Source organism: Phytomonospora sp. NPDC050363 (genome assembly GCF_040655735.1).
Taxonomy (GTDB): Bacteria; Actinomycetota; Actinomycetes; order Mycobacteriales; family Micromonosporaceae; genus Phytomonospora.
The window spans coordinates 525245-543156 of the sequence record NZ_JBFAKK010000003.1; the positions used below are offsets into that span (position 1 = coordinate 525245).

General features: G+C 71.3%; 16 protein-coding genes, 1 tRNA gene and 1 pseudogene. 11 read left to right on the forward strand and 7 right to left on the reverse strand.

Translation table 11 applies throughout. The annotated features are described in order from the left end of the window. Positions 1-89: 89 nt before the first annotated feature. On the forward strand, positions 90-401 hold the full coding sequence (locus AB0I28_RS10470) for a hypothetical protein (protein WP_357491722.1): 312 nt from the start codon (positions 90-92) through the stop codon (positions 399-401). Beyond that, entirely contained in the window at positions 388-813 is a 426-nt protein-coding gene (locus tag AB0I28_RS10475) for a DUF5130 family protein (protein WP_357491723.1), read from the forward strand. The genes AB0I28_RS10470 and AB0I28_RS10475 overlap by 14 nt, the downstream gene beginning before the upstream one ends. Before the next feature lie 55 nt (positions 814-868). Here the strand turns inward: AB0I28_RS10475 and AB0I28_RS10480 are convergent, their stop codons facing one another. Further along, a complete protein-coding gene (locus AB0I28_RS10480) occupies positions 869-1507 on the reverse strand; it encodes a response regulator transcription factor (protein WP_357491724.1) in 639 nt (212 codons plus the stop codon). Beyond that, complete coding sequence (locus AB0I28_RS10485; protein WP_357491726.1) at positions 1504-2691, reverse strand: histidine kinase; 1188 nt, start codon at positions 2689-2691, stop codon at positions 1504-1506. The genes AB0I28_RS10480 and AB0I28_RS10485 overlap by 4 nt, the downstream gene beginning before the upstream one ends. A 117-nt stretch (positions 2692-2808) precedes the next feature. On the opposite strand from AB0I28_RS10485, the gene AB0I28_RS10490 reads away from it, so the two are divergent. From AB0I28_RS10490 to AB0I28_RS10500, 3 genes and pseudogenes are all read left to right on the forward strand, one after another. Continuing rightward, positions 2809-2952: a hypothetical protein gene (locus AB0I28_RS10490; RefSeq protein WP_357491728.1), complete on the forward strand. Its 144-nt coding sequence runs from the start codon at positions 2809-2811 to the stop codon at positions 2950-2952. A 32-nt stretch (positions 2953-2984) separates the two neighbouring features. Continuing rightward, a pseudogene (locus tag AB0I28_RS10495) lies at positions 2985-3611 on the forward strand (ABC transporter ATP-binding protein); the annotation flags it as partial. Between the two features lie 137 nt (positions 3612-3748). Continuing rightward, a complete protein-coding gene (locus AB0I28_RS10500; RefSeq protein ID WP_357491730.1) occupies positions 3749-5698 on the forward strand; it encodes an ABC transporter permease in 1950 nt (649 codons plus the stop codon). A 205-nt stretch (positions 5699-5903) separates the two neighbouring features. Here the strand turns inward: AB0I28_RS10500 and AB0I28_RS10505 are convergent, their stop codons facing one another. From AB0I28_RS10505 to pepN (AB0I28_RS10520), 4 genes are all read right to left on the reverse strand, one after another. Then, the gene (locus AB0I28_RS10505) at positions 5904-6452 is read right to left on the reverse strand and encodes a hypothetical protein (protein WP_357491732.1); all 549 of its coding nucleotides are present in this window, start codon (positions 6450-6452) and stop codon (positions 5904-5906) included. Positions 6453-6488: 36 nt separating this feature from the next. After that, the gene (locus tag AB0I28_RS10510; RefSeq protein ID WP_357491734.1) at positions 6489-7277 is read right to left on the reverse strand and encodes a methyltransferase domain-containing protein; all 789 of its coding nucleotides are present in this window, start codon (positions 7275-7277) and stop codon (positions 6489-6491) included. Further along, a complete protein-coding gene (pepN, locus tag AB0I28_RS10515) occupies positions 7274-9790 on the reverse strand; it encodes an aminopeptidase N (RefSeq protein ID WP_357491986.1) in 2517 nt (838 codons plus the stop codon). The genes AB0I28_RS10510 and pepN (AB0I28_RS10515) overlap by 4 nt, the downstream gene beginning before the upstream one ends. Positions 9791-9948: 158 nt before the next feature. Then, a complete protein-coding gene (gene pepN, locus AB0I28_RS10520; RefSeq protein ID WP_357491735.1) occupies positions 9949-12579 on the reverse strand; it encodes an aminopeptidase N in 2631 nt (876 codons plus the stop codon). Positions 12580-12725: 146 nt separating this feature from the next. Between pepN (AB0I28_RS10520) and AB0I28_RS10525 the strand changes: the two genes are divergently transcribed. The 6 genes from AB0I28_RS10525 to AB0I28_RS10550 all read left to right on the forward strand — a co-directional run bounded on the left by AB0I28_RS10525 (position 12726) and on the right by AB0I28_RS10550 (position 17228). Continuing rightward, on the forward strand, positions 12726-13937 hold the full coding sequence (locus AB0I28_RS10525) for a DUF1015 family protein (protein WP_357491737.1): 1212 nt from the start codon (positions 12726-12728) through the stop codon (positions 13935-13937). Between the two features lie 6 nt (positions 13938-13943). After that, the gene (locus AB0I28_RS10530) at positions 13944-14414 is read left to right on the forward strand and encodes a ribose-5-phosphate isomerase (protein WP_357491739.1); all 471 of its coding nucleotides are present in this window, start codon (positions 13944-13946) and stop codon (positions 14412-14414) included. 150 nt (positions 14415-14564) lie between these two features. Beyond that, on the forward strand, positions 14565-15119 hold the full coding sequence (locus AB0I28_RS10535; protein ID WP_357491740.1) for a hypothetical protein: 555 nt from the start codon (positions 14565-14567) through the stop codon (positions 15117-15119). A gap of 122 nt (positions 15120-15241) precedes the next feature. After that, on the forward strand, positions 15242-16114 hold the full coding sequence (locus AB0I28_RS10540; RefSeq protein WP_357491742.1) for a phytanoyl-CoA dioxygenase family protein: 873 nt from the start codon (positions 15242-15244) through the stop codon (positions 16112-16114). Beyond that, entirely contained in the window at positions 16114-16626 is a 513-nt protein-coding gene (pyrE, locus tag AB0I28_RS10545; protein WP_357491744.1) for an orotate phosphoribosyltransferase, read from the forward strand. The genes AB0I28_RS10540 and pyrE overlap by 1 nt, the downstream gene beginning before the upstream one ends. A 531-nt stretch (positions 16627-17157) precedes the next feature. Next, positions 17158-17228 (forward strand) — tRNA-Gly (locus AB0I28_RS10550). 48 nt (positions 17229-17276) lie between these two features. Here AB0I28_RS10550 and AB0I28_RS10555 read toward each other — a convergent pair. Further along, positions 17277-17702: a PASTA domain-containing protein gene (locus tag AB0I28_RS10555; RefSeq protein WP_357491746.1), complete on the reverse strand. Its 426-nt coding sequence runs from the start codon at positions 17700-17702 to the stop codon at positions 17277-17279. Positions 17703-17912: the final 210 nt, after the last annotated feature.

Here is a 17912-nt window from a genome sequence, read left to right on the forward strand (position 1 = left end):
AGCAGATCCCCACCCTGCCGATGTTGGCGAGGCGCCTTCGATTACGGTTAGCTCGGCAGTTTGGACAATCCATCATCGTCGAGGCCCACATGACAGCCCTTGAAGCAGTGCTGGTTTTCGCCGGCATCCCACTCGCAGTGGTCCTGATCGTGGTCGGGCTGGTCTACGGCCCGAGCACCGGCTCGAAGTCGCGCCGGTACCGTCCGGGACGCCCGTTCACGTTCACCCCGGTGTGGTTCCTGGCCCGCCCGGAGGAGATGTCCCTGGCCAGCGCGGGCACCGACATGGCCCCCGCGAGCGTGAAGGCGCTGTCCTCGGGTGCGACCGCGCACGCCGAGGACCAGGAACTGACCGGTCTGGTCAGCGCGACCGTCAAGGGAGGCGCAAGTGGCAGCTGGTGAACTCGCCGTCCGCGAGGAGACGCACGCGGCTCCCTCCGCGGCCCGCCCGGACGTGCTCGACGGTCCTTTCACGACCCGTCAGCTCCTCCGCATCGACGAGGCCCTCCGCCTCGCCGAGCGCACCGCCGAGACTCTGACGTTCAGCGTCTACGTCGGCCCCCTGCACGAGCCGACCACCGGTGCGGCCCGCAAGCTCCACGACCAGCTTCCCTCGCCCGCCGACTCGGTGCTCATCGCCGTGTCGCCCGAGCAGCGCAAGCTGGAGATCGTCACCGGCACGCAGGCCGTGAAGCTGATCCCGGACCGCTCGGCGGCTCTGGCGGCCCTGTCGATGACCGCCGCCTTCGGTGGCGGCGACCTGGCCGGCGGCATCGTCACCGGTCTGCGCATGCTCGCCGACCAGGCCAGCTAGCACGACTTTCACGTGCGGCCCCGGTTCGGTTCCCGAGCCGGGGCCGTTCGCCGTCTCAGTCGACGAGTCCCGACTCCCACGCCCACGCGGCGGTCTCCACCCGGTTGCGGCACCCGAGTTTGCGCTGCACGCTGCCGAGGTGCGTCTTGACCGTCGACAGCGAGATGTGCAGCTGCGCGGCGATCTCGTGGTTGGTGCGGCCGCGCGCGACCAGGCGCACCAGGTCGAGTTCCCGGTCGGTGATCGGCAGCTCCGCGACGCGCTTGCGCGGCGCCGTGAGCTGCTCCAGCAGCCGGACGGTGATCGCCGGGGAGATCATCGCGTCACCGGCCGCGGCGGCGCGCACGGCCTCGATCAGCAGCGCCGGACCGCTGTCCTTGAGCAGGAAACCGCACGCCCCACCCCGCAGCGCGCTGTAGACGTACTCGTCGTGGTCGAAGGTCGTCACGATGATGACCCGCAGCGGACCGGCCACGTCCGGACCCGCGACCAGCCGCGTCGCCTCCAGCCCGTCGAGGCGGGGCATGCGGATGTCGAAGAGGCACACGTCGGGTCGGAGCCTGCGCGCCAGCTCCACCGCCTCCACCCCGTCGGAGGCCTCCCCGACGACCTCCATGTCCGGCTGCGCGTTGAGGATCATCGCGAAACCGGTGCGCACCATCTGCTGGTCGTCGGCGATCAGAACCTTGATCATGAGCGTGATTGTCCCGCAGTCGGCCCGAGCGGAAGGACGGCGGCCACGCGCCACCCGCCGTCGTCCTGGTGACCGGCCACAAGGGACCCGCCCAGCGCGTCGGCGCGCTCGCGCATGCCGGTCAGCCCGAAGCCTCCCGACGGCGTCCGTGCACGCCACCGAGTCGTCTCCGCGCCGTCGTCGACGACCTCGACCCGCACCGCCCCGTCCATGGGAAGCAGCCGCACGACCACCCGCGTCACGTCCTGCCCGTGCTTGCGCACGTTCGTCAGCGCCTCGGTCACCAGCCGGTTGACCGTCGAGGCGACCGCGTAGGGCAGGCCCTCGCGGCGCACGTCCGGGCTGATCTCCAGGCTCACCGGCGGGCCGACCTTCCCGTACTCGCCGACCAGCCGCTCCAGTTCGTCGAGGCTCTCCGCCGGCGCGGTCGTCGCCGCCTCCTCCGAACGCAGCACCCCGACCAGGCGCCGCATCGACGACAGCGCCTCGACGCCGCTTCGCTCGATGTCGCCGAACATCCGCTCGTAGGCGTCGCGGTCCGGCTCGGTCGTTCCCGCCAGGAACCGCGCCGCCTGGGCCTGCACGACGATGCCGGTGATGTGGTGGGCGACGAAGTCGTGCAGGTCGCGCGCCAGTTCCAGGCGCTCACCGCGCTTGGCGTCCTCGGTGCGGCGGCGGCGTTCGGCGTCGACGCTGCGCAGGTACACGCCGGCCGCGAGGCACACCGAGGACCAGCCGAGGACGAGGACCATGAAGAACACCAGCGAGGGGCCGGTGAACTCCCGCAGGGGCACCGCGACGGCCGCTCCGGCGACCACGGCGGCGTAGGCGACGACCACCGAGCGGTCGAGTTCGCGGACGACGAGGGTCAGCAGGACCGGCAGCAGGCAGATCTCGGTGATGCTGCGGCTGCCTATGCCGTCGGCGGCCACGGCCATGATCAGCGTGGCGGCCGCCGAGACGATGACCGCTACAGGCGCCCAGATCCGCAGCGGGCGCAGCCAGACGGTCACCAGGACGGTCACCGCGCCGCTACCGGTGACCAGCAGGTCCCATGGGAGCGCGGCCGGGGAACTCAGGTCGACCAGGAGCAGGACGCCGCCGATCCCGGTCGCGCACAGGCGCAGCAGGACGCCCGCGCAGGAGTGGATGCGGGGGGCCGCGCTTCGGAGTTCGCCGATCACAAGCCCGAGGCTACGTGCCGTGCCGGAGACCGCATCGAACTTTCGGCCGAGGCCGGGCGCGCACAACCGGTCCGCGGTCCGATGCCGTGACCTGGGCCCACGCCGCAGTCTCTAGGCATGACGGCTTTCTTCCACATCCTCATCCCGGTCATGGTCCTGCTGGGGGTGGTCGCCTTCGTCGGCGGCGGCCTCCTGCTTCCCTTGTTCGAGATCGCCGAAGAGCGCGACGCGAAGGCCCTGGCGCGCAAGGAGACCCGGTGAACTCCGCGCCGGCCGTGCTGGCCGGTTCGGGTCTGGTCAAACGCTTCGGTACCACCACGGCCCTGGCGGGAGTCGACTTCCAGGTCGCCCGCGCCGAGTCGGTGGCGATCATGGGCCCCTCCGGCTCGGGCAAGTCGACCCTGCTGCATTGCCTCGCGGGAATCCTCGGACCCGACGAGGGCCGCGTGACGCTCGACGGCAAGCGCATCGACGACCTCGGCGAGGCCGGCCGCAGCGTGCTGCGGAGAACCCGCTTCGGTTTCGTCTTCCAGTTCGGCCAGCTCCTGCCCGAACTCCCGTCGGTCGAGAACGTCGCGCTGCCCCTGATGCTCGACGGGGTGCCGCGACGCATCGCCGTCACGCGCGCCGCCGAGTGGTTCGCCCCGCTCGGCCTCGGCGGACTCGAACAGCGCCGCCCCGGCGAACTCTCCGGCGGCCAGGCACAGCGGGTGGCGATCGCGCGGGCACTGATCAGCGAACCCGCGGTCGTTTTCGCCGACGAGCCGACCGGCTCGCTCGACCAGACGACCGGCGCCGACACCCTGCGGCTGCTCACCGAGTCCACCCGCAAACAGGGCGCCTGCCTCGTCATGGTCACCCACGACCCCACGGTCGCCGCCGCCTGCGACCGTGTCGTGGAGGTCCGCGACGGGCTCATCCGCGGCGGTGCGAGCGCCGCGCCCCCGCGCTCCGCCCCCACCGCCCGCCCGGCAATCGCCTTCTCCCCCGGAAACGTCCCCACCGGACCCGCACCGGCCGCCCCGGGCGTCCGGCACGACGAACACGGAGCCCGCCAGTGGTGAAGTCCTTCGCGATCAGCCTCCGCCTCCTGCGCGGCGCCGGACGCCACGGCCTGCTCGGCACGCTCCTCACCGTCGTCGCCGTCGCGGTCTCCACGATGCTGCTCCTGGCGGCCCTGGCCGCCAACGGCGCCTTCGCCGCGCGAGCCGAACGGGCCGCCTGGCAGACCCCCTCGCCGACCTCGCCGGAGTCGGCGACGGCCGTGCAGTCCACCAGCGTGGAGTACTTCCAGGACAAGCCGGTGACGGTCATCCGCCTGGCGGCGCTCGACCCGGCGGCACCCGTCCCGCCCGGACTGCCCGCCTTCCCGAAACCCGGCGAGTTCTACGCCTCACCCGACCTGACCGGCCTGCTCGCCTCCACCCCCGCCGACCAGCTCGCCGACCGCTTCCCCGCCCGCACCGGCGGCCTGGACCGCTCGGTGCTCGCCGCGCCCGGGCAGCTCGTCGCGGTCCTCGGACTGGAGGCCGCCGACCCCTTCCTGACCGTCCCGGACGGAGCCCCGGTCGACCCCGGCACCGTGCCCACCCACATCGCCGACTTCGGCGGCGCGCCCTCCCTCGACACCGTCATCTACGACCTGCTGCTCAAGATGGCCACCGCGATGGTCGTGGCGCCGCTGCTCATCTTCGGCGCGGCCGCCGCGCGCCTGACGGTCGCCCGGCGCGACACCAGGCTGGCCGCCCTGCGGCTGATCGGCGCGACACCGGGCCAGGTCGTCTCCATGACCGTCGCCGAGGCCGTGCTCACCGCCGTCATCGGCGCGGTCCTCGGCGCCCTGGTCTACCTGGCCGGCTTCGCCGGACTCGCGCAGATCCCCATGCAGGGCCAGACCTGGTTCACCTCCGACCTGTGGGTCGGCCTGCCCTGGCTGCTCGCCGTGCTGGCCGCCGTGCCCGTCCTGACCGGCGTCAGCGCGGCCATCGGGCTGCGCCGGGTCGTCGTCAGCCCTCTCGGCGTCGCCCAACGGCAGACACCGCCCGGCCTGCGCGCCATCCGGCTCGTCGCGCTCGCCGCGGCCCTGATCGCCGCCTCCTTCGTGACGGCCGGGACCGGCGCCATGATGGTGATGATCGTGCTCGGCGCGGTCTTCCTCGCCATCAACCTCGTGGGGCCGTGGGTCGTCGGGATCATCGGCCGCATCAGCGCCGCCTTCGCGCGCGGACCCGCGCGACTGCTCGCCGCCCGACGCCTCGTCGACGACCCGCGCGCCGCCTGGCGCACGGTCGCCGGGGTCGCGCTGACCGGTTTCGTGGCCGGTTTCGTGGGTCTGCTGAGCCCGGCAACGCTTGAGACCACCGACAGCGACCGGACCGTCCTGAGCCTGCGGGCCGAGGACGCGTCCGCCGTGGACGACGTGACGGCCGTGCTCGCCGCGAAGGGGATCGACGGGGGCGTCGAGGTGGCCGAGTCGGGGAAGGACTACGCCTACATCGCCGTGACCGTCGCCGACGACCCCGCCACGGTCGACCGCGCGAAGGCGGCGCTGACCGGCGTGGTCCCGGGGCAGGCCCCGATCGCCGACTCCGACCAGGCCGCCGAGGGGCGGATCCTGCTCGGCGACGTCCAGGTCGGGGTGCGGATCGTGCTGATCGTGTCCTTCCTGGTCGCCATCGCCAGCGCGGGGATCGCCAGCGCGTCCTCGGTGCTCGACCGCAGGCGCACCTACGGCCTGCTGCGACTGGCGGGGACGCCGCTGAAGGTGCTCAACCATGCCAGGGCCATCGAGACCCGCATCCCGCTGCTCGTCATGGGCGGTGGCGCGATCCTCGTGGGCATCTTCTGCGGAGTCCCCTTCGCGGCGGCGGGCGCGTTCAGTCCTTCGGGACTGATCACCCTGGCGACCTGCGTGGTCCTCGGCTTCGGCGGGGTGGTCGCGGCCAGCGCGCTGAGCAGGCCGCTGCTCGACTCGGTGACCTCCAGCCCGACTCCGAGCCCGGACTAGCCGACGCGCCGGCCGCCCGGCGGCTCGCGTCCGCCGGGCGGCTAGGGCGTGTCCGGGTGATCACTGCGGGGCTGCGGCGGACTCGTTCTCCCCCTGGCGGCACCGTTCCTTCGCCCAGGTACAACACCGGTACCAGGGCGCAAGAACGGCTTGCCAGAAGAAAAACGAGCCTCGCCTCGCACCCACAAGATCACCAGGACACACCCTAGTCCACGATGAACCAGTTCCCGTCCTGGTAGGACAGGGTGTAGTCGCCGAGGTCGCTCTGGCCGAACTCCACGTTGGCGACCACGGCCTCGACCGGGACCTCGACCTTCCCGTTCGGGCTCATCACGAGCTTCGAGGTGTCGACCGTCGCGGTCCGCAGGGCCGCCGACTGCTCCTCGCTGATCATGCCGAGGACGACCCCGAAGGTGCTCTTGCACGGTCCGAGCCCGTCCTCCTGCGCCTTCTCGGCGGCGGGTCCGGCGATCTCGCAGACGGTGTCGAGGTCACCGGCGCCCAGGGCGTGCAGGTAGTCCTCGAAGCGGGCGGCGGCCCCCTCCTTCGTCTTCGGGACGGCCGTCGGGTCGGGGGCCGTCGACGAGGAGGGGTCCTGCGGCGCCGACACGGAGGCCGAGGGACCGTCCGACGGCGTGTCGAGCGCCGGCGTCTTCTCTTCGCCGCAGGCGCTGAGGGCCAGCAGGCCCGCCATCGCCAGGGCGGCCAGCATGACCGGAGCGGTGGTCGCGGATCGGGACGGGCGGCGCTTCATCGGTCTCCTCCGTGAACGTGTGGGAACCGACGCAGGCTACCGGCCGCGGGCAATCGCCCCAGGTGCCGCGATCGCGACGGTCACGAAGAGGGTCAGCGACGCGAAGAACGGGCCCGCCGCGAGGTGGTCGAGGAACGCCCGGCCCTCGGCCGCGCTCAGGTACCCGGCCTCGACCGCGCGGCCGGTGACGCGGCGAAATCCCAGGATCTCGTCGGCCGCGCCGGCATCGCGGAAGATCGAGGTCACCGGCAGGACCAACGCGACCTCGAAGCCCGCACCGGCGGCCAGCCTCGCCAGCCGCCGCCCGATCACCGCGTTGCGGACCACCCGCTCGGCGACGAAGCGCGTGTAGGCCCGCGCGATCTCGGGGGAGGGATGGTCGACGGCGAGGGTCTCCCAGTCGGGCTCGCCCATCACCAGGCGGCCGCCCGGACGCAGGATCCGGCGTGCCTCGGCGAGCGCCCGCGATGGCTCGGCGACGTGCTGGAGGACCCGGTCGGTGCGGACACGGTCGACGGTGGCGGTACCGAAGGGCAGGTCGTGGACGTCGCCGATCACGACCTCCACATCCGGCAGCGCCCGGACGCGCTCGGCGGCCGGGCCGGCCATCGACGGGTCGTGGTCGATCCCGTAGACGCGGGCGGCGCGGGCCATCGCCGCCAGGTCGGTGCCGGGGCCGCAGCCGAGGTCGACGACGGTGTGCCCCGGACCGATCTCCAGGGCGTCGAGCAGCAGCGGCTTGTAGGCGCGACCGGACTCCGAGGCCGCGGCCCGGTCGAGGTAGCCGACGCGGTCGGGCACGGTGGCCTCGAAGATCGCTGTCATCGCCACTCGCCCCGGACGCGCAGGGCCCGCTCCAGTTCGTCGCGGCCCTCGGTGACCAGTCGCCGCAGGTGCGCCGGGCTGCCGGTGTCGGCGAGCCAGGCGTCCATGGTCTCGACCGTGGCGCGCTCGGCGGGCAGGAAGGGCGTGGTGTGCCCCAGTTCCGAGGCCCGCTCGTTCTGCCCGGCGGCGGCCAGTTCCGCGATCAGGTCGAGGTGCCGGCGCACGTACGGGCGCAGCACGTCGACGTCGTCGGCGCGCCAGAAGCCGGCGAGCGTCGCCCGCTGGAGCCTGTTGGGCGCCTCCAGCGGCGCGATCGCCGACCAGGCGACCGCCTTGTCGACCGCGTCGGGCAGCGCCGCCCGCGCGGTCACCGCGCTGTCGCGGCCGGAGGTTGTGTCGTCGCGGGCCAGTTCGGCGTCGATGACGGCCGAGTCGGCCGCTCCCGCCGCCGCGAGTCCCTGGATCAGGGTCCAGCGCAGCCCGGAGTCGACGGTGATCCCCGGGGGGACGCCGTCGCCGTCCAGCCAGCCCCGGATGCGGGCGATGTCCTCGGCGCCGCGCGCGTTGGCCGCGTAGGTCTTCACCCACGTCAGCCGCGCGCCGCCGCCCTCGGGTGCGGTCTCGATCGCGCGGAGGGCTCCGGCGGCCAGCAGCTCACGCGCCCGCGCCTGCTCCGGCTCGGGGGTGTACCAGTTCTGCGCCAGCCGCACGAAACGGCCCATGATCGACAGGATGCCGTCGTGCGACTCGCCGGGGAGCCGCTCGGCGACCAGCCGCAGGAAGTCCGTCGCGGGCATCAGCCCGTCACGCAGCATGTTCCACGCGGTGCTCCAGCACAGCGCGCGCGGCAGCGGCTCGGTGAACGCGTTCATGTGCGCCGACACCGTCGCCAGCGACCGGTCGTCGAGGTGCGTCTTGGTGTAGGTGAGGTCGTCGTCGTTGAGCAGCAGCACGTCGGGCTGCCGCTCGCCGGTCAGCTCGGGCACCTCCGTGCGCTCTCCCGACACGTCCAGTTCGACGCGGCGGCGCCGTTTCAGTTCGCCGCCGTCGAGGTCGTAGAGGCCGATCGCCATCCGGTGCGTGCGCAGCGTCGGGCCCGCCTCGGGCGCGGTCTGCACGACGGCGAAGGACGTGTAGGCGCCGTCCTCGCCGAGCGCGAACCGCGGCGCGAGGGTGTTCACCTCGACCGTGCCGAGCCAGCGCGCCGACCACTCGCCGAGGTCGCGGCCGGAGGACTGCTCCAGCGCGTCGCGCAGGTCGGCGAAGCCGGCGACGTCCCACTGGTGCTTCGCGAAGTACTCGCGCAGCCCGGCGAGGAAGCCGTCGAGGCCGACGTAGGCGACGAGCTGCTTGAGGACGCTCGCGCCTTTGCTGTAGGTGATCGCGTCGTAGTTGGCGCGGCCGGCGGCCACGTCGGGGATGTCGGCGCGGATCGGGTGGGTGGTCGACAGCTGGTCCTGCCGCGTCGCGCTGTTCTTGCCGCCGACCTGGAAGGTCGTCCACGCGTCGCCGAAGCGCGTCGCCTCGGCCGTCGCCCAGTACCCGGCCCACGTCGCGAAGGACTCCTTGAGCCACAGCTCGTCCCACCAGCGCATGGTCACCAGGTCGCCGAACCACATGTGGGCCATCTCGTGGTACATCACGTAGGCCCGGAACTCCCGCTCGGCATCGGTGACCTGCGAGCGGAAGACGAAGTACTCCTCGGCGAAGGTGACCGCGCCGAAGTGCTCGGTGGCGCCGGAGTTGTACTCGGCGGCGGCGACCTGGTCGTACTTCGGCAGCGGATAGCGCACCCCGAAGTTGTCGTTGAAGTGGGACAGGCCGGCCTTGGTGAGTGCGAACAGCTCCTCGGCGTCGAGGTGCCCGGCCATCGAGGCCCGGCAGTACAGGCCCAGGTCGATGCCGTCGTGCTCGTCGCGGACCTCGTGGTACGGACCGGCGCACAGCGAGGTGATGTACGTGCTCATGCGCGGCGCCTCCTCGAAGGCCACCACGTGCGCGTCTCCCTCGGCGGTGTCGGCGGCAACGGGCATGTTCGAGATGACGCGCCAGTGCGCCGGCGCCTTGACCGTCAGCGTGAAGGTCGCCTTCAGGTCGGGCTGGTCGAAGCAGGCGTACATCAGCTGCGCGCCGTTGGACTCGAAGTGCGTGTAGAGGTAGACCTCTCCGTCGACGGGGTCCACGAGACGGTGCAGGCCCTGGCCGTCACGCGAGTAGCGGACGCGCGCGTCGATCACGAGATGGTTGACCGCCGCGAGCCCCGGCAGGCGCAGTCCGGCCGTGGGGGAGTACTCCGACACGTCCACGGGCCGTCCGTTGAGGACGGCGGAGGCGATCGCCTCGGCGCTGAGCTCGACGAAGGTCTCCGCGCCCGGTTCGGTGCAGGAGAAGCGCAGCTCGGTCCGCGAGGCGAACAGCTCGTCACCGACGGTCAGGTCGAGGTCGACGTCGTAGGAGTCGACCGCGAGCAGGCGGGCGCGCTCGGCGGCCTCGTCGCGGGTGAGGTTGTGCACGTGTGCCACTGCTGCTCCGAGGGGTCGGTGGTCGGTGTCGGTCCGGCTTTGCGAAGGACTTTACGCACCGGCCGGGCCGGCGCGGGCGGCCTCGCGGGGATGAGGTGCCGAGCATGACGAAGGGGCGCCGACCCAGGTCGGCGCCCCTTCGCTTCGTGCTATCCGGTCACCGCGTCACGAGCACGGGCCCGCAGGGCGCGGGCGATGTCGTCGCGGCCCTCGGCGATGAAACGGCGCATCGCGTCGGGGCGGTCGCCCTCGCTGAGCCACGCGTCGACCAGGGTCAGCGTCTTCTCGTCGACGTAGAGGCGCGGGAAGCCCATGGAGGCGTACTCCATGGCCACCGTCGTGTTGCGCATCTCCCACACCACCGGCACCGACGCGAGGAACTTCACCACGTAGTCGGCGGTCAGCTCCAGCTGGTCGGGGTGCCAGAAGCCCAGCTGCATGGACCGCTGCGCCCAGTTGGCCAGCTCCGAGTCGGTGGTCAGCCGCTCCCAGACGGCCGCCTTCGACTCGGCGTCGGGCAGGGACGCGCCCGCGATCGTGGCCTTGCGCTGGCCGTCGGCGGTGTTGTCGCGCTCCAGCTCGGCGTCGATCTCGGCGCGCCCGACGGCCCCTTTGCCGGCCAGCGCGATGATCAGGTGCCAGCGCAGGTCGGTGTCCACGGACAGCCCCGCCGGCACGCCCTCGCCCGCGAGCCAACCGCGCAGCATGGCCAGGTCGGCCTCGTCGCGGGCCAGGTCGGCGAAGGCCTTCGTCCACTGAAGGTGGAAGCCGCTGCCGGGCTCGGCGGCCGACATCGCGTCCTTGGCCGCCTTGGCCGCCAGCGCGCGCAGCTCCGGAGCGTGCTCGGGCGTGGCGAACAGCGAGATCGCCGTGCCGACCTGACGCAGGATCGCCGTGACGATGTTGATGTCGCGCTCGGCGGGCAGGCCGCTGGCGACCAGCCGCACGAAGTCGCTCGCGGCCATCTCGGCGTCGCGGACCATGTCGAAGGCCGCGGTCCACACCAGCGCGCGCGACAGCGAGGACTCGAAGGCCGCGACGTGGTCGACGACCGTGGCCAGCGAACGCTCGTCGAGGCGGATCTTGGCGTAGGTGAGGTCCTCGTCGTTGAGGAGCAGCACGTCGGGCTGACGCACACCGGCCAGCCCCGGGATCTCGGTGAGCTCACCGGCCACGTCGAGTTCGATCCGGTCGCGCTTGACGAGCTTGCCGTCGACGAGGTCGTAGAGGCCCACGCCGATGCGGTGCGTGCGCAGCGTCGGATAGTCGGCCGGAGCCTCCTGGCGGACCGCGACGGACGTGTAGTTCCCGTCGCCGTCGACCGAGACCTCCGGGCGCAGCGTGTTGACCTGCATGGTCTCCAGCCACTGCGCGGCCCACTCGCGAAGCTCGCGGCCCGAGGCCGACTCCAGCGACGACAGCAGGTCACCGAAGGTCGCGTTGCCCCACTGGTGCTTGCCGAAGTAGTCGCGAAGACCCGCCAGGAACGGCTCGATGCCCACGTAGGCCACCAGCTGCTTGAGGATGCTGGCGCCCTTGGCGTAGGTGATGCCGTCGAAGTTGGCCGCGACGGCCTCTAGGTCGGGCATGTCGGTGTAGACCGGGTGCGTCGAGGACAGCTGGTCCTGGCGGTAACCCCAGGTCTTGCGCAGCGACAGGAAGGTCGTCCACGCCTCGCTGTACTTGGTCGCCTCGACGTTGGCCCAGTGCGCGGCCCAGTCCGCGAAGGACTCGTTCAGCCACAGGTCGTCCCACCAGCGCATGGTGACCAGGTCGCCGAACCACATGTGCGCCATCTCGTGCAGGATGACGTTCGCGCGCTGCTCCAGCTCGAAGTCGGTGACCTGCGAACGGAACAGGTAGCTCGCCTCGGCGATCGTCACGCAGCCGTAGTTCTCCATCGCGCCCATGTTGTACTCGGGTGCGAAGACCTGGTCGTACTTCGGCAGCGGGTAGCGCACCCCGAAGTTGGCGTGGAAGTGGTCGAAACCCTGGCGGGTGATCTCGAACACGCCCTCGGCGTCGAGGTACTGCTTCATCGACTCACGGCAGTACAGGCCGTAGACGATCCCGTCGTGCTCGGTGGTCACCTCGTGGTACGGACCGGCGCACAGCGCGTACAGGTACGTGCTCATGCGCGGGGCCTTCTCGAAGTGCACCACCTTCGCCTTGGGCAGAGTAAATCCGCCGCTCGGTCGCCCGGAAGCACTCTGGGAGCCGCTTGCGCTCCGTTCCGCTCTTCCCTCGCCGGCGGAAGCCCTCTCCAGCGGCTCCTCCGAGGCGACCGGCATGTTCGAGATCGCGCGCCAGTGCTCGGGAACCGTCACGCGCAGCGTGAACTCCGCCTTCAGGTCCGGCTGGTCGAAGCAGGCGAACATGCGCTGCGCGTCGGCCACCTCGAACTGCGAGTACAGGTACACCTCACCGTCGACACCGTCGACCATGCGGTGCAGGCCCTGCCCGGCGGTGCTGTAGGCGCAGTCGGCCTCGATGACGAGAGTGTTGTCGGCGGCCAGACCAGTGAGGGTCAGCCCCGCCTCGGGCGTGTAGCCCGCGGTGTCGACCGGCTCCCCGTTGAGGGTCGCCGAACGGATGTTCTCCGCGGCGAGCTCGATCTCGGTGCTCGCACCGGGCTCGGAGCAACCGAACTCGACGGTCGTGAGCGAGACGAAGGTCTTGTCGCCGACGGTCAGGTCGAGGGCCACGTCATAGGAGGCCACCTCTAGAAGGCGGGCCCGCTCGGCGGCGTCGGTCTGTTTGAGAATGCGGGTCCCCGCCACGTTGCGACTCCCTCGTGAGGTTGATGGTCCCCGCGAGTCTGACACGATCGCTCACTGTGCGGACACCGGCCGCCGGGTGTGTGGTGGATCGAGTGCGCAGAGGCACCGAGGTGAGCCTCGCTCGCTCTCATCGCTACCCTCACCGGGTGAGCAGAGCAGCGCACCCGATCAAGAACGCCTGGCTGTCGACCACTGGTGACACCGGCGCCAAGAACTACGACGAGTTCGCCGACGACGCCGAAATCACTGACATCATCACCGCCAATCCGGCCTCCGCGCTCGCGGTCGAAATGCCGCACCTGACACCCGAGGCGCTCGCCGCCGGGCTGTCCTTCGAGCAGAGCCTCCCGCAGGCAGCCGAGCGCCTCGCGGCGCTTCAGGCCGCCGGCCGCTACACCGGCCACGACGACGTCGTCGTGGTCTACCGCATCTCCGGCGGCGCCGGAGAGCAGCCCGCCTACGGCGTGTGGTGCCTGGTCGACACCGACCAGATCTCCACCACCGCCGACGAACCGGGCCTGGTCATCCGCAACGAGGACGTCTTCATCGAGAAGGTCCGCCAGCGGGCCGCGCTCACCGCCGAGCTCGGACACCTCTTGTCCCCGGTCCTGCTGATGCAGACCGGATCCGGCGAGAAGCTGCACGCGGCGCTCGCCGAGCTGTCGGCGACCCTCGGCGATCCCGCCGCCGTCGACGTCGATCCGGCCGGCCGGCGCCACGAGATCTGGCCGGTCACCGGCCCGGCGGCCGACGCGCTCCTGGACCTGGCCACCGGCGGGGACCTCATCGTCGCCGACGGCAACCACCGCAGCCTCGCCGCGCAGATCGGTGAGCTGCCGCGCTTCCTCGCGGTCGTCACGACACCGGAGTCGGTGGCGATCCAGCCCTACCACCGTCTGATCGCGAAGCTTCCCGTCTCGCTCGACGACCTCTTCGCCGCCCTGCACGGCGCGGGTGTCGACGTGGTCGAGGTCGAGGGACCGGCGGCGGTTCCGGCGGTCGGTGATCCGGTGCGGTTGTACGCCGGCGGTCGCCATTTCGATGTGACTCTCCCCACCGGCGACGGCAGCGTCGTCGACCAGCTCGACCACGCGCTGGTCGAGCGGCTGTTCCTGCGCGGCGCCCTCGATCTCGACCCGGGCGACAAGCGAGTCACGTACGTGGGCGGCGACTACCCGCCCTCGTGGCTGGTGGGCGAGGTGGACGCCGGCCGCGCCGACGTCGCCGTGCTGATCGCGCCGGTCACCGTCGAAGACTTCATCGCGGTCAACCTCGACCGCCTGAAGATGCCCCGCAAGAGCACCTGGTTCACCCCGAAGGCCCGCGCCGGGCTCGTCCTGGCCCAACTGGAGAACTGATTCGACATGCGCGTCTACCTCGGCTCCGACCACGCCGGATACGAATTCAAGGAGCACCTCGCCAAGCACCTGCGCGAAAGCGGCCACGATGTGGTCGACGTCGGCCCGCACGCGTATGACGCCGAGGACGACTACCCGCCGTTCTGCCTGGCCACGGCCGCGAAGGTCGTCGCCGACCCGGGCAGCCTCGGTGTGGTGATCGGCGGGTCCGGCAACGGCGAGCAGATCGCGGCGAACAAGGTCGCGGGCACTCGGGCCGCGCTGGCCTGGAGCGAGGAGACGGCGCGCCTGGCGCGTCAGCACAATGACGCCAACATCGTCTCGATCGGCGCCCGCATGCACGGCGCCGACGAGGCGGTGGCCATCGTGGAGGCCTTCCTCGCCACGGACTTCAGCGGCGAGGCGCGGCATTCCCGGCGGATCGGGCAACTGGGCGAGTACGAACGGACCCGGGAGCTTCCGGCACTGCCCGGCTAACCTGGAACCAGCGGCCGAGCACGATCGACCGGAGGGGTGGATATGAGCCAGGGTCGGAGACAGGGTTCAGGCGATTGGGAACCGACTCGACGTCTGCCACATCCTCCGCAGGACCCGCACGAGACGGCGCGCACCCGGAGACTGCATCCGATGCGCGAGGAGACCCGCACCGAGCCCATCCCGCGCACGCCCCAGGCGCCGCGGGAGAGCCCGGTCAGCGGGCCGCCGGTCTCCCCGGCGGGTCCCACCATGCGCGGCCGCGCGACGGTCCCGCCGCAGCGTGCGGCGCACACCGCGCCGCACGCCGAGTACGAGACGCTCACCGACCTTCCGCACCGCGAGAAGGTGGCGTGGTTCGGCCCGGACAGCCGCCTCGGCGGTTCGCGCCGTGGGCTTGAGCTGTCGATCGCGGCGGGCCTGTTCACCTTCGTCGCGTGGGGGATCTGGGCCTTCGACAACAAGGCCGGCTCCTTCGTGACGCACCTGGTGTTCTTCCTCTTCGTGGTCCTGGTGGCCGTGGGCGTGTTCTGCGCGGCCCGCATCGCCGGGTACTACCTGTACTCGCGCGTGCTGCGCCGGCGTCGCGGAAGCGCGCGCCTGTCGCACCTGCTGACGGCCGCCTTCCTGGTGCTGGCCGGTATCGGTTACCTCAAGGACGTCACGGCGATCGCCGAGGGACTGGATTGGATACAGGGGCTCATGTGACCCCTGTGGCGGCCGGGGGCCGTTATCAGTGGTCCAACACACGAAACTTTGTCGGCGTCTGATACAACGAAACCTCCCCTGGGACCGTCTCTATTACGGACCCCTTTACAGGAGGAACGACGTTGTCTACCCCCACACAGACGCTCGGCATGACCAAAGAGCAGCGCGAGGACTTTGAGCGCGACGGCTTCATCATGCTCAAGGGCGCCCTGAACGCCGAAGAAGTGGCGACGTACGCCGCGGGCATCGACCGCGTCTACGAAGAAGAGAAGGCCGCCGGTCAGCTGAGCCCGCAGGGCTCCATGCACAAGCTCTCGGCTGTGACCAGCTGCCCCGAACTCGCACCGCTGCTCAACCACCCCAAGACCTTCCCGATGGTCTGGTCGATGATCGGCTGGAACGTCCACGTCTACCACTCGCACCTGGACAAGCACCCGCCCATCCCGGGCCGGCGTCCCCCGCGGTTCGAGTGGCACCAGGACGGCGGCCGCCAGAACCGCGAGCTGGAGACCGACCCGCGTCCGCGCCTGTCGGTCAAGCTGGCCTACTGGCTCTCCGACGTCTCGGAGCCCGGTCGCGGCAACCTGAAGGTCATTCCCGGCAGCCACAAGGCGAACTGGATCGACGGTCCGCCCAAGCGGGACATGGAGTGGCCCGACCCGCCCGGAGCGATCGAGGTGACCGCCGACGCCGGTGACGTCATCTTCTTCGACCGCCGGATCTGGCACGCGCGTTCGGACAACTACTCGGACGTGACCCGAAAGGTCGTGTTCTTCGGGTACACCCCGCGCTGGATCACCGTCCGCGACGAGGTCAAGGACCTGCCGAACCAGCCGTGGTGGAACGACCTCGACCCGGTTCAGCAGCAGCTCCTCGACGGCATCAGCGACAACGGCGACCACCACTGGGGCCACTGGCCGAAGGACGTGCCGCTGTACAACTGGCTGGCCGAGCGCGACCTGTTCGACGCGGACAACCCGCCGCTCAAAGCCTGATGGCCAATCTGGCTTCGCGCATTCACGCGCGTTCGCACCTGACCGGTAGCTTCACGCTCCGGTCAGGTGCCACGTCGACGGAGTACTTCGACAAGTACCTCTTCGAGTCCGACCCGAAGCTGCTCGACGAGATCGCCGCGACGCTCGCGCCGCTGGTGCCCTCCGACATCGACGCCCTGGCCGGACTCGAACTCGGCGGCATCCCGATCGCGGTGGCGCTGTCGATGCGGACCGGTCTGCCGATGCGTTTCGTGCGCAAGGAGGCCAAGCCGTACGGCACGTGCCGGCTGGCCGAGGGCGGCCGGATCGACGCGATGCGGCTGCTCATCGTGGAGGACGTGGTGAGCACGGGCGGGGCGATCCTCGACGCGGTCCGCGAACTGCGCGCGGGCGGGGCCAAGGTCACTACGGCGTTGTGCGTGATCGACCGCGAGACCGGCGGTCTGGAGAACCTTGCGGGTGAGAGCGTGCGGTTGCGCGCGCTGTACCGCATGTCCGAACTGCTGGGTTAGCAGGGGCCCACCAGAGGTCCCCACAGACGCGGGCCACATGGCCCGAGCGGCCCACGACAGCGAGCCCACGCGAGCAGGCCGGCCCCCAGCCGGCCTGCCGCCCCACCCCACCCCACCCCACCCACGGGCACGCAAACCCCACCCAGGGCCCGCAACCCAGGCGCAGGTCCGGGTCCAGGGACGGAGTTCCTGGTGGGGTCTGGGGCAACGCCCCAGCAGGGTCCAGGGACGGAGTCCTTGGTCAGGGGTCTGGGGGCGAAGCCTCCCAGCGGGGTCCAGGGGCGGAGCCCTTGGACGGGTCTGGGGCGGTGCTCAGCAGGGTCCGGGACGCAGTCCCGGCGGGGGTGCTGGGGGCGGAGCCACCCAGCCGGGCGACGACCGCGAGCACCACAGACCGAAGCCGAAGCCGAAGCCGCCCAACCCCCGGACGAGCCGCCACCCCACCAAACGCCGCGCACAACCCGGCGGAGAACCTCGACGCCGTAACCCGGTCGCGAAGCCTCGGGACTACCGGTTAGTCTGGTACCGCTCGCGGGCGTAGCTCAATGGTAGAGCCTCAGTCTTCCAAACTGATTACGCGAGTTCGATTCTCGTCGCCCGCTCAGAAGAGAAGCCCCGCAGCTCACAGGCTGCGGGGCTTCTTCATGGACTCACTTCTTCTTGGAACACGTCAGCACGATCACCGCGTCGGCGGCCAGCCGCGCCCCGGGTTCGTGGGACTGCTCGACGACCGTCCAGTTCGCCGCGATGATGACCAGGCTGTCGCCCTCGTCGGCCGAGCCGAACTCCACATCGGTGAAGCCGAGCCTCTCCAGTTCGTCGCGGGCCACCGCGGCGTTCTGGCCGACCACGTCCGGCATCTCCAGGACCACCGGGGTGGGCTCCTCCTCCGGCCCCACCGCCGCCGGAGAGCTGACCGCCGTCGTGGGTGAGGGCTCCTCCCTGCCGCCGCTCACGAGGTTGCCGGCGACCACACCGAGCACGCAGACCACTACCACCGCAGCCGTCACCCCGGCGACGATCAGCACGGTCCTGCGTTCGGGGCGGCCGGGCGCCCGAGCCGTCCGGTCGTCCATGAGGGGACTCCTCTCCGGCGTCGCCGTCACGCGCCTCACCGTTCATGGTGCGGTCGGTGAGGGTCGGTGCGCAATGCGTGCCCCCACCCCGCCCATAACCCCCACGACTCCCTCCGGGCCGTGTTGTACGCTTCCTTCCGTCGGTGACCGCCCTCGCGGACCCCGGCTCCTGCACCCGGCGCGGCATCTTCGGCCGCCGCGCCGCGGGTC

Excerpts from the sequence above, each read along its gene's own strand:
- AB0I28_RS10470 (WP_357491722.1), top strand. The coding sequence starts at position 90 with ATGACAGCCCTTGAAGCAGTGCTGGTTTTCGCCGGCATCCCACTCGCA.
- AB0I28_RS10480 (WP_357491724.1), bottom strand. The coding sequence starts at position 1,507 with ATGATCAAGGTTCTGATCGCCGACGACCAGCAGATGGTGCGCACCGGT.
- AB0I28_RS10490 (WP_357491728.1), top strand. The coding sequence starts at position 2,809 with ATGACGGCTTTCTTCCACATCCTCATCCCGGTCATGGTCCTGCTGGGG.
- AB0I28_RS10505 (WP_357491732.1), bottom strand. The coding sequence starts at position 6,452 with ATGAAGCGCCGCCCGTCCCGATCCGCGACCACCGCTCCGGTCATGCTG.
- AB0I28_RS10510 (WP_357491734.1), bottom strand. The coding sequence starts at position 7,277 with ATGACAGCGATCTTCGAGGCCACCGTGCCCGACCGCGTCGGCTACCTC.
- AB0I28_RS10530 (WP_357491739.1), top strand. The coding sequence starts at position 13,944 with ATGCGCGTCTACCTCGGCTCCGACCACGCCGGATACGAATTCAAGGAG.
- AB0I28_RS10535 (WP_357491740.1), top strand. The coding sequence starts at position 14,565 with ATGCGCGAGGAGACCCGCACCGAGCCCATCCCGCGCACGCCCCAGGCG.
- pyrE (WP_357491744.1), top strand. The coding sequence starts at position 16,114 with ATGGCCAATCTGGCTTCGCGCATTCACGCGCGTTCGCACCTGACCGGT.
- AB0I28_RS10555 (WP_357491746.1), bottom strand. The coding sequence starts at position 17,702 with ATGGACGACCGGACGGCTCGGGCGCCCGGCCGCCCCGAACGCAGGACC.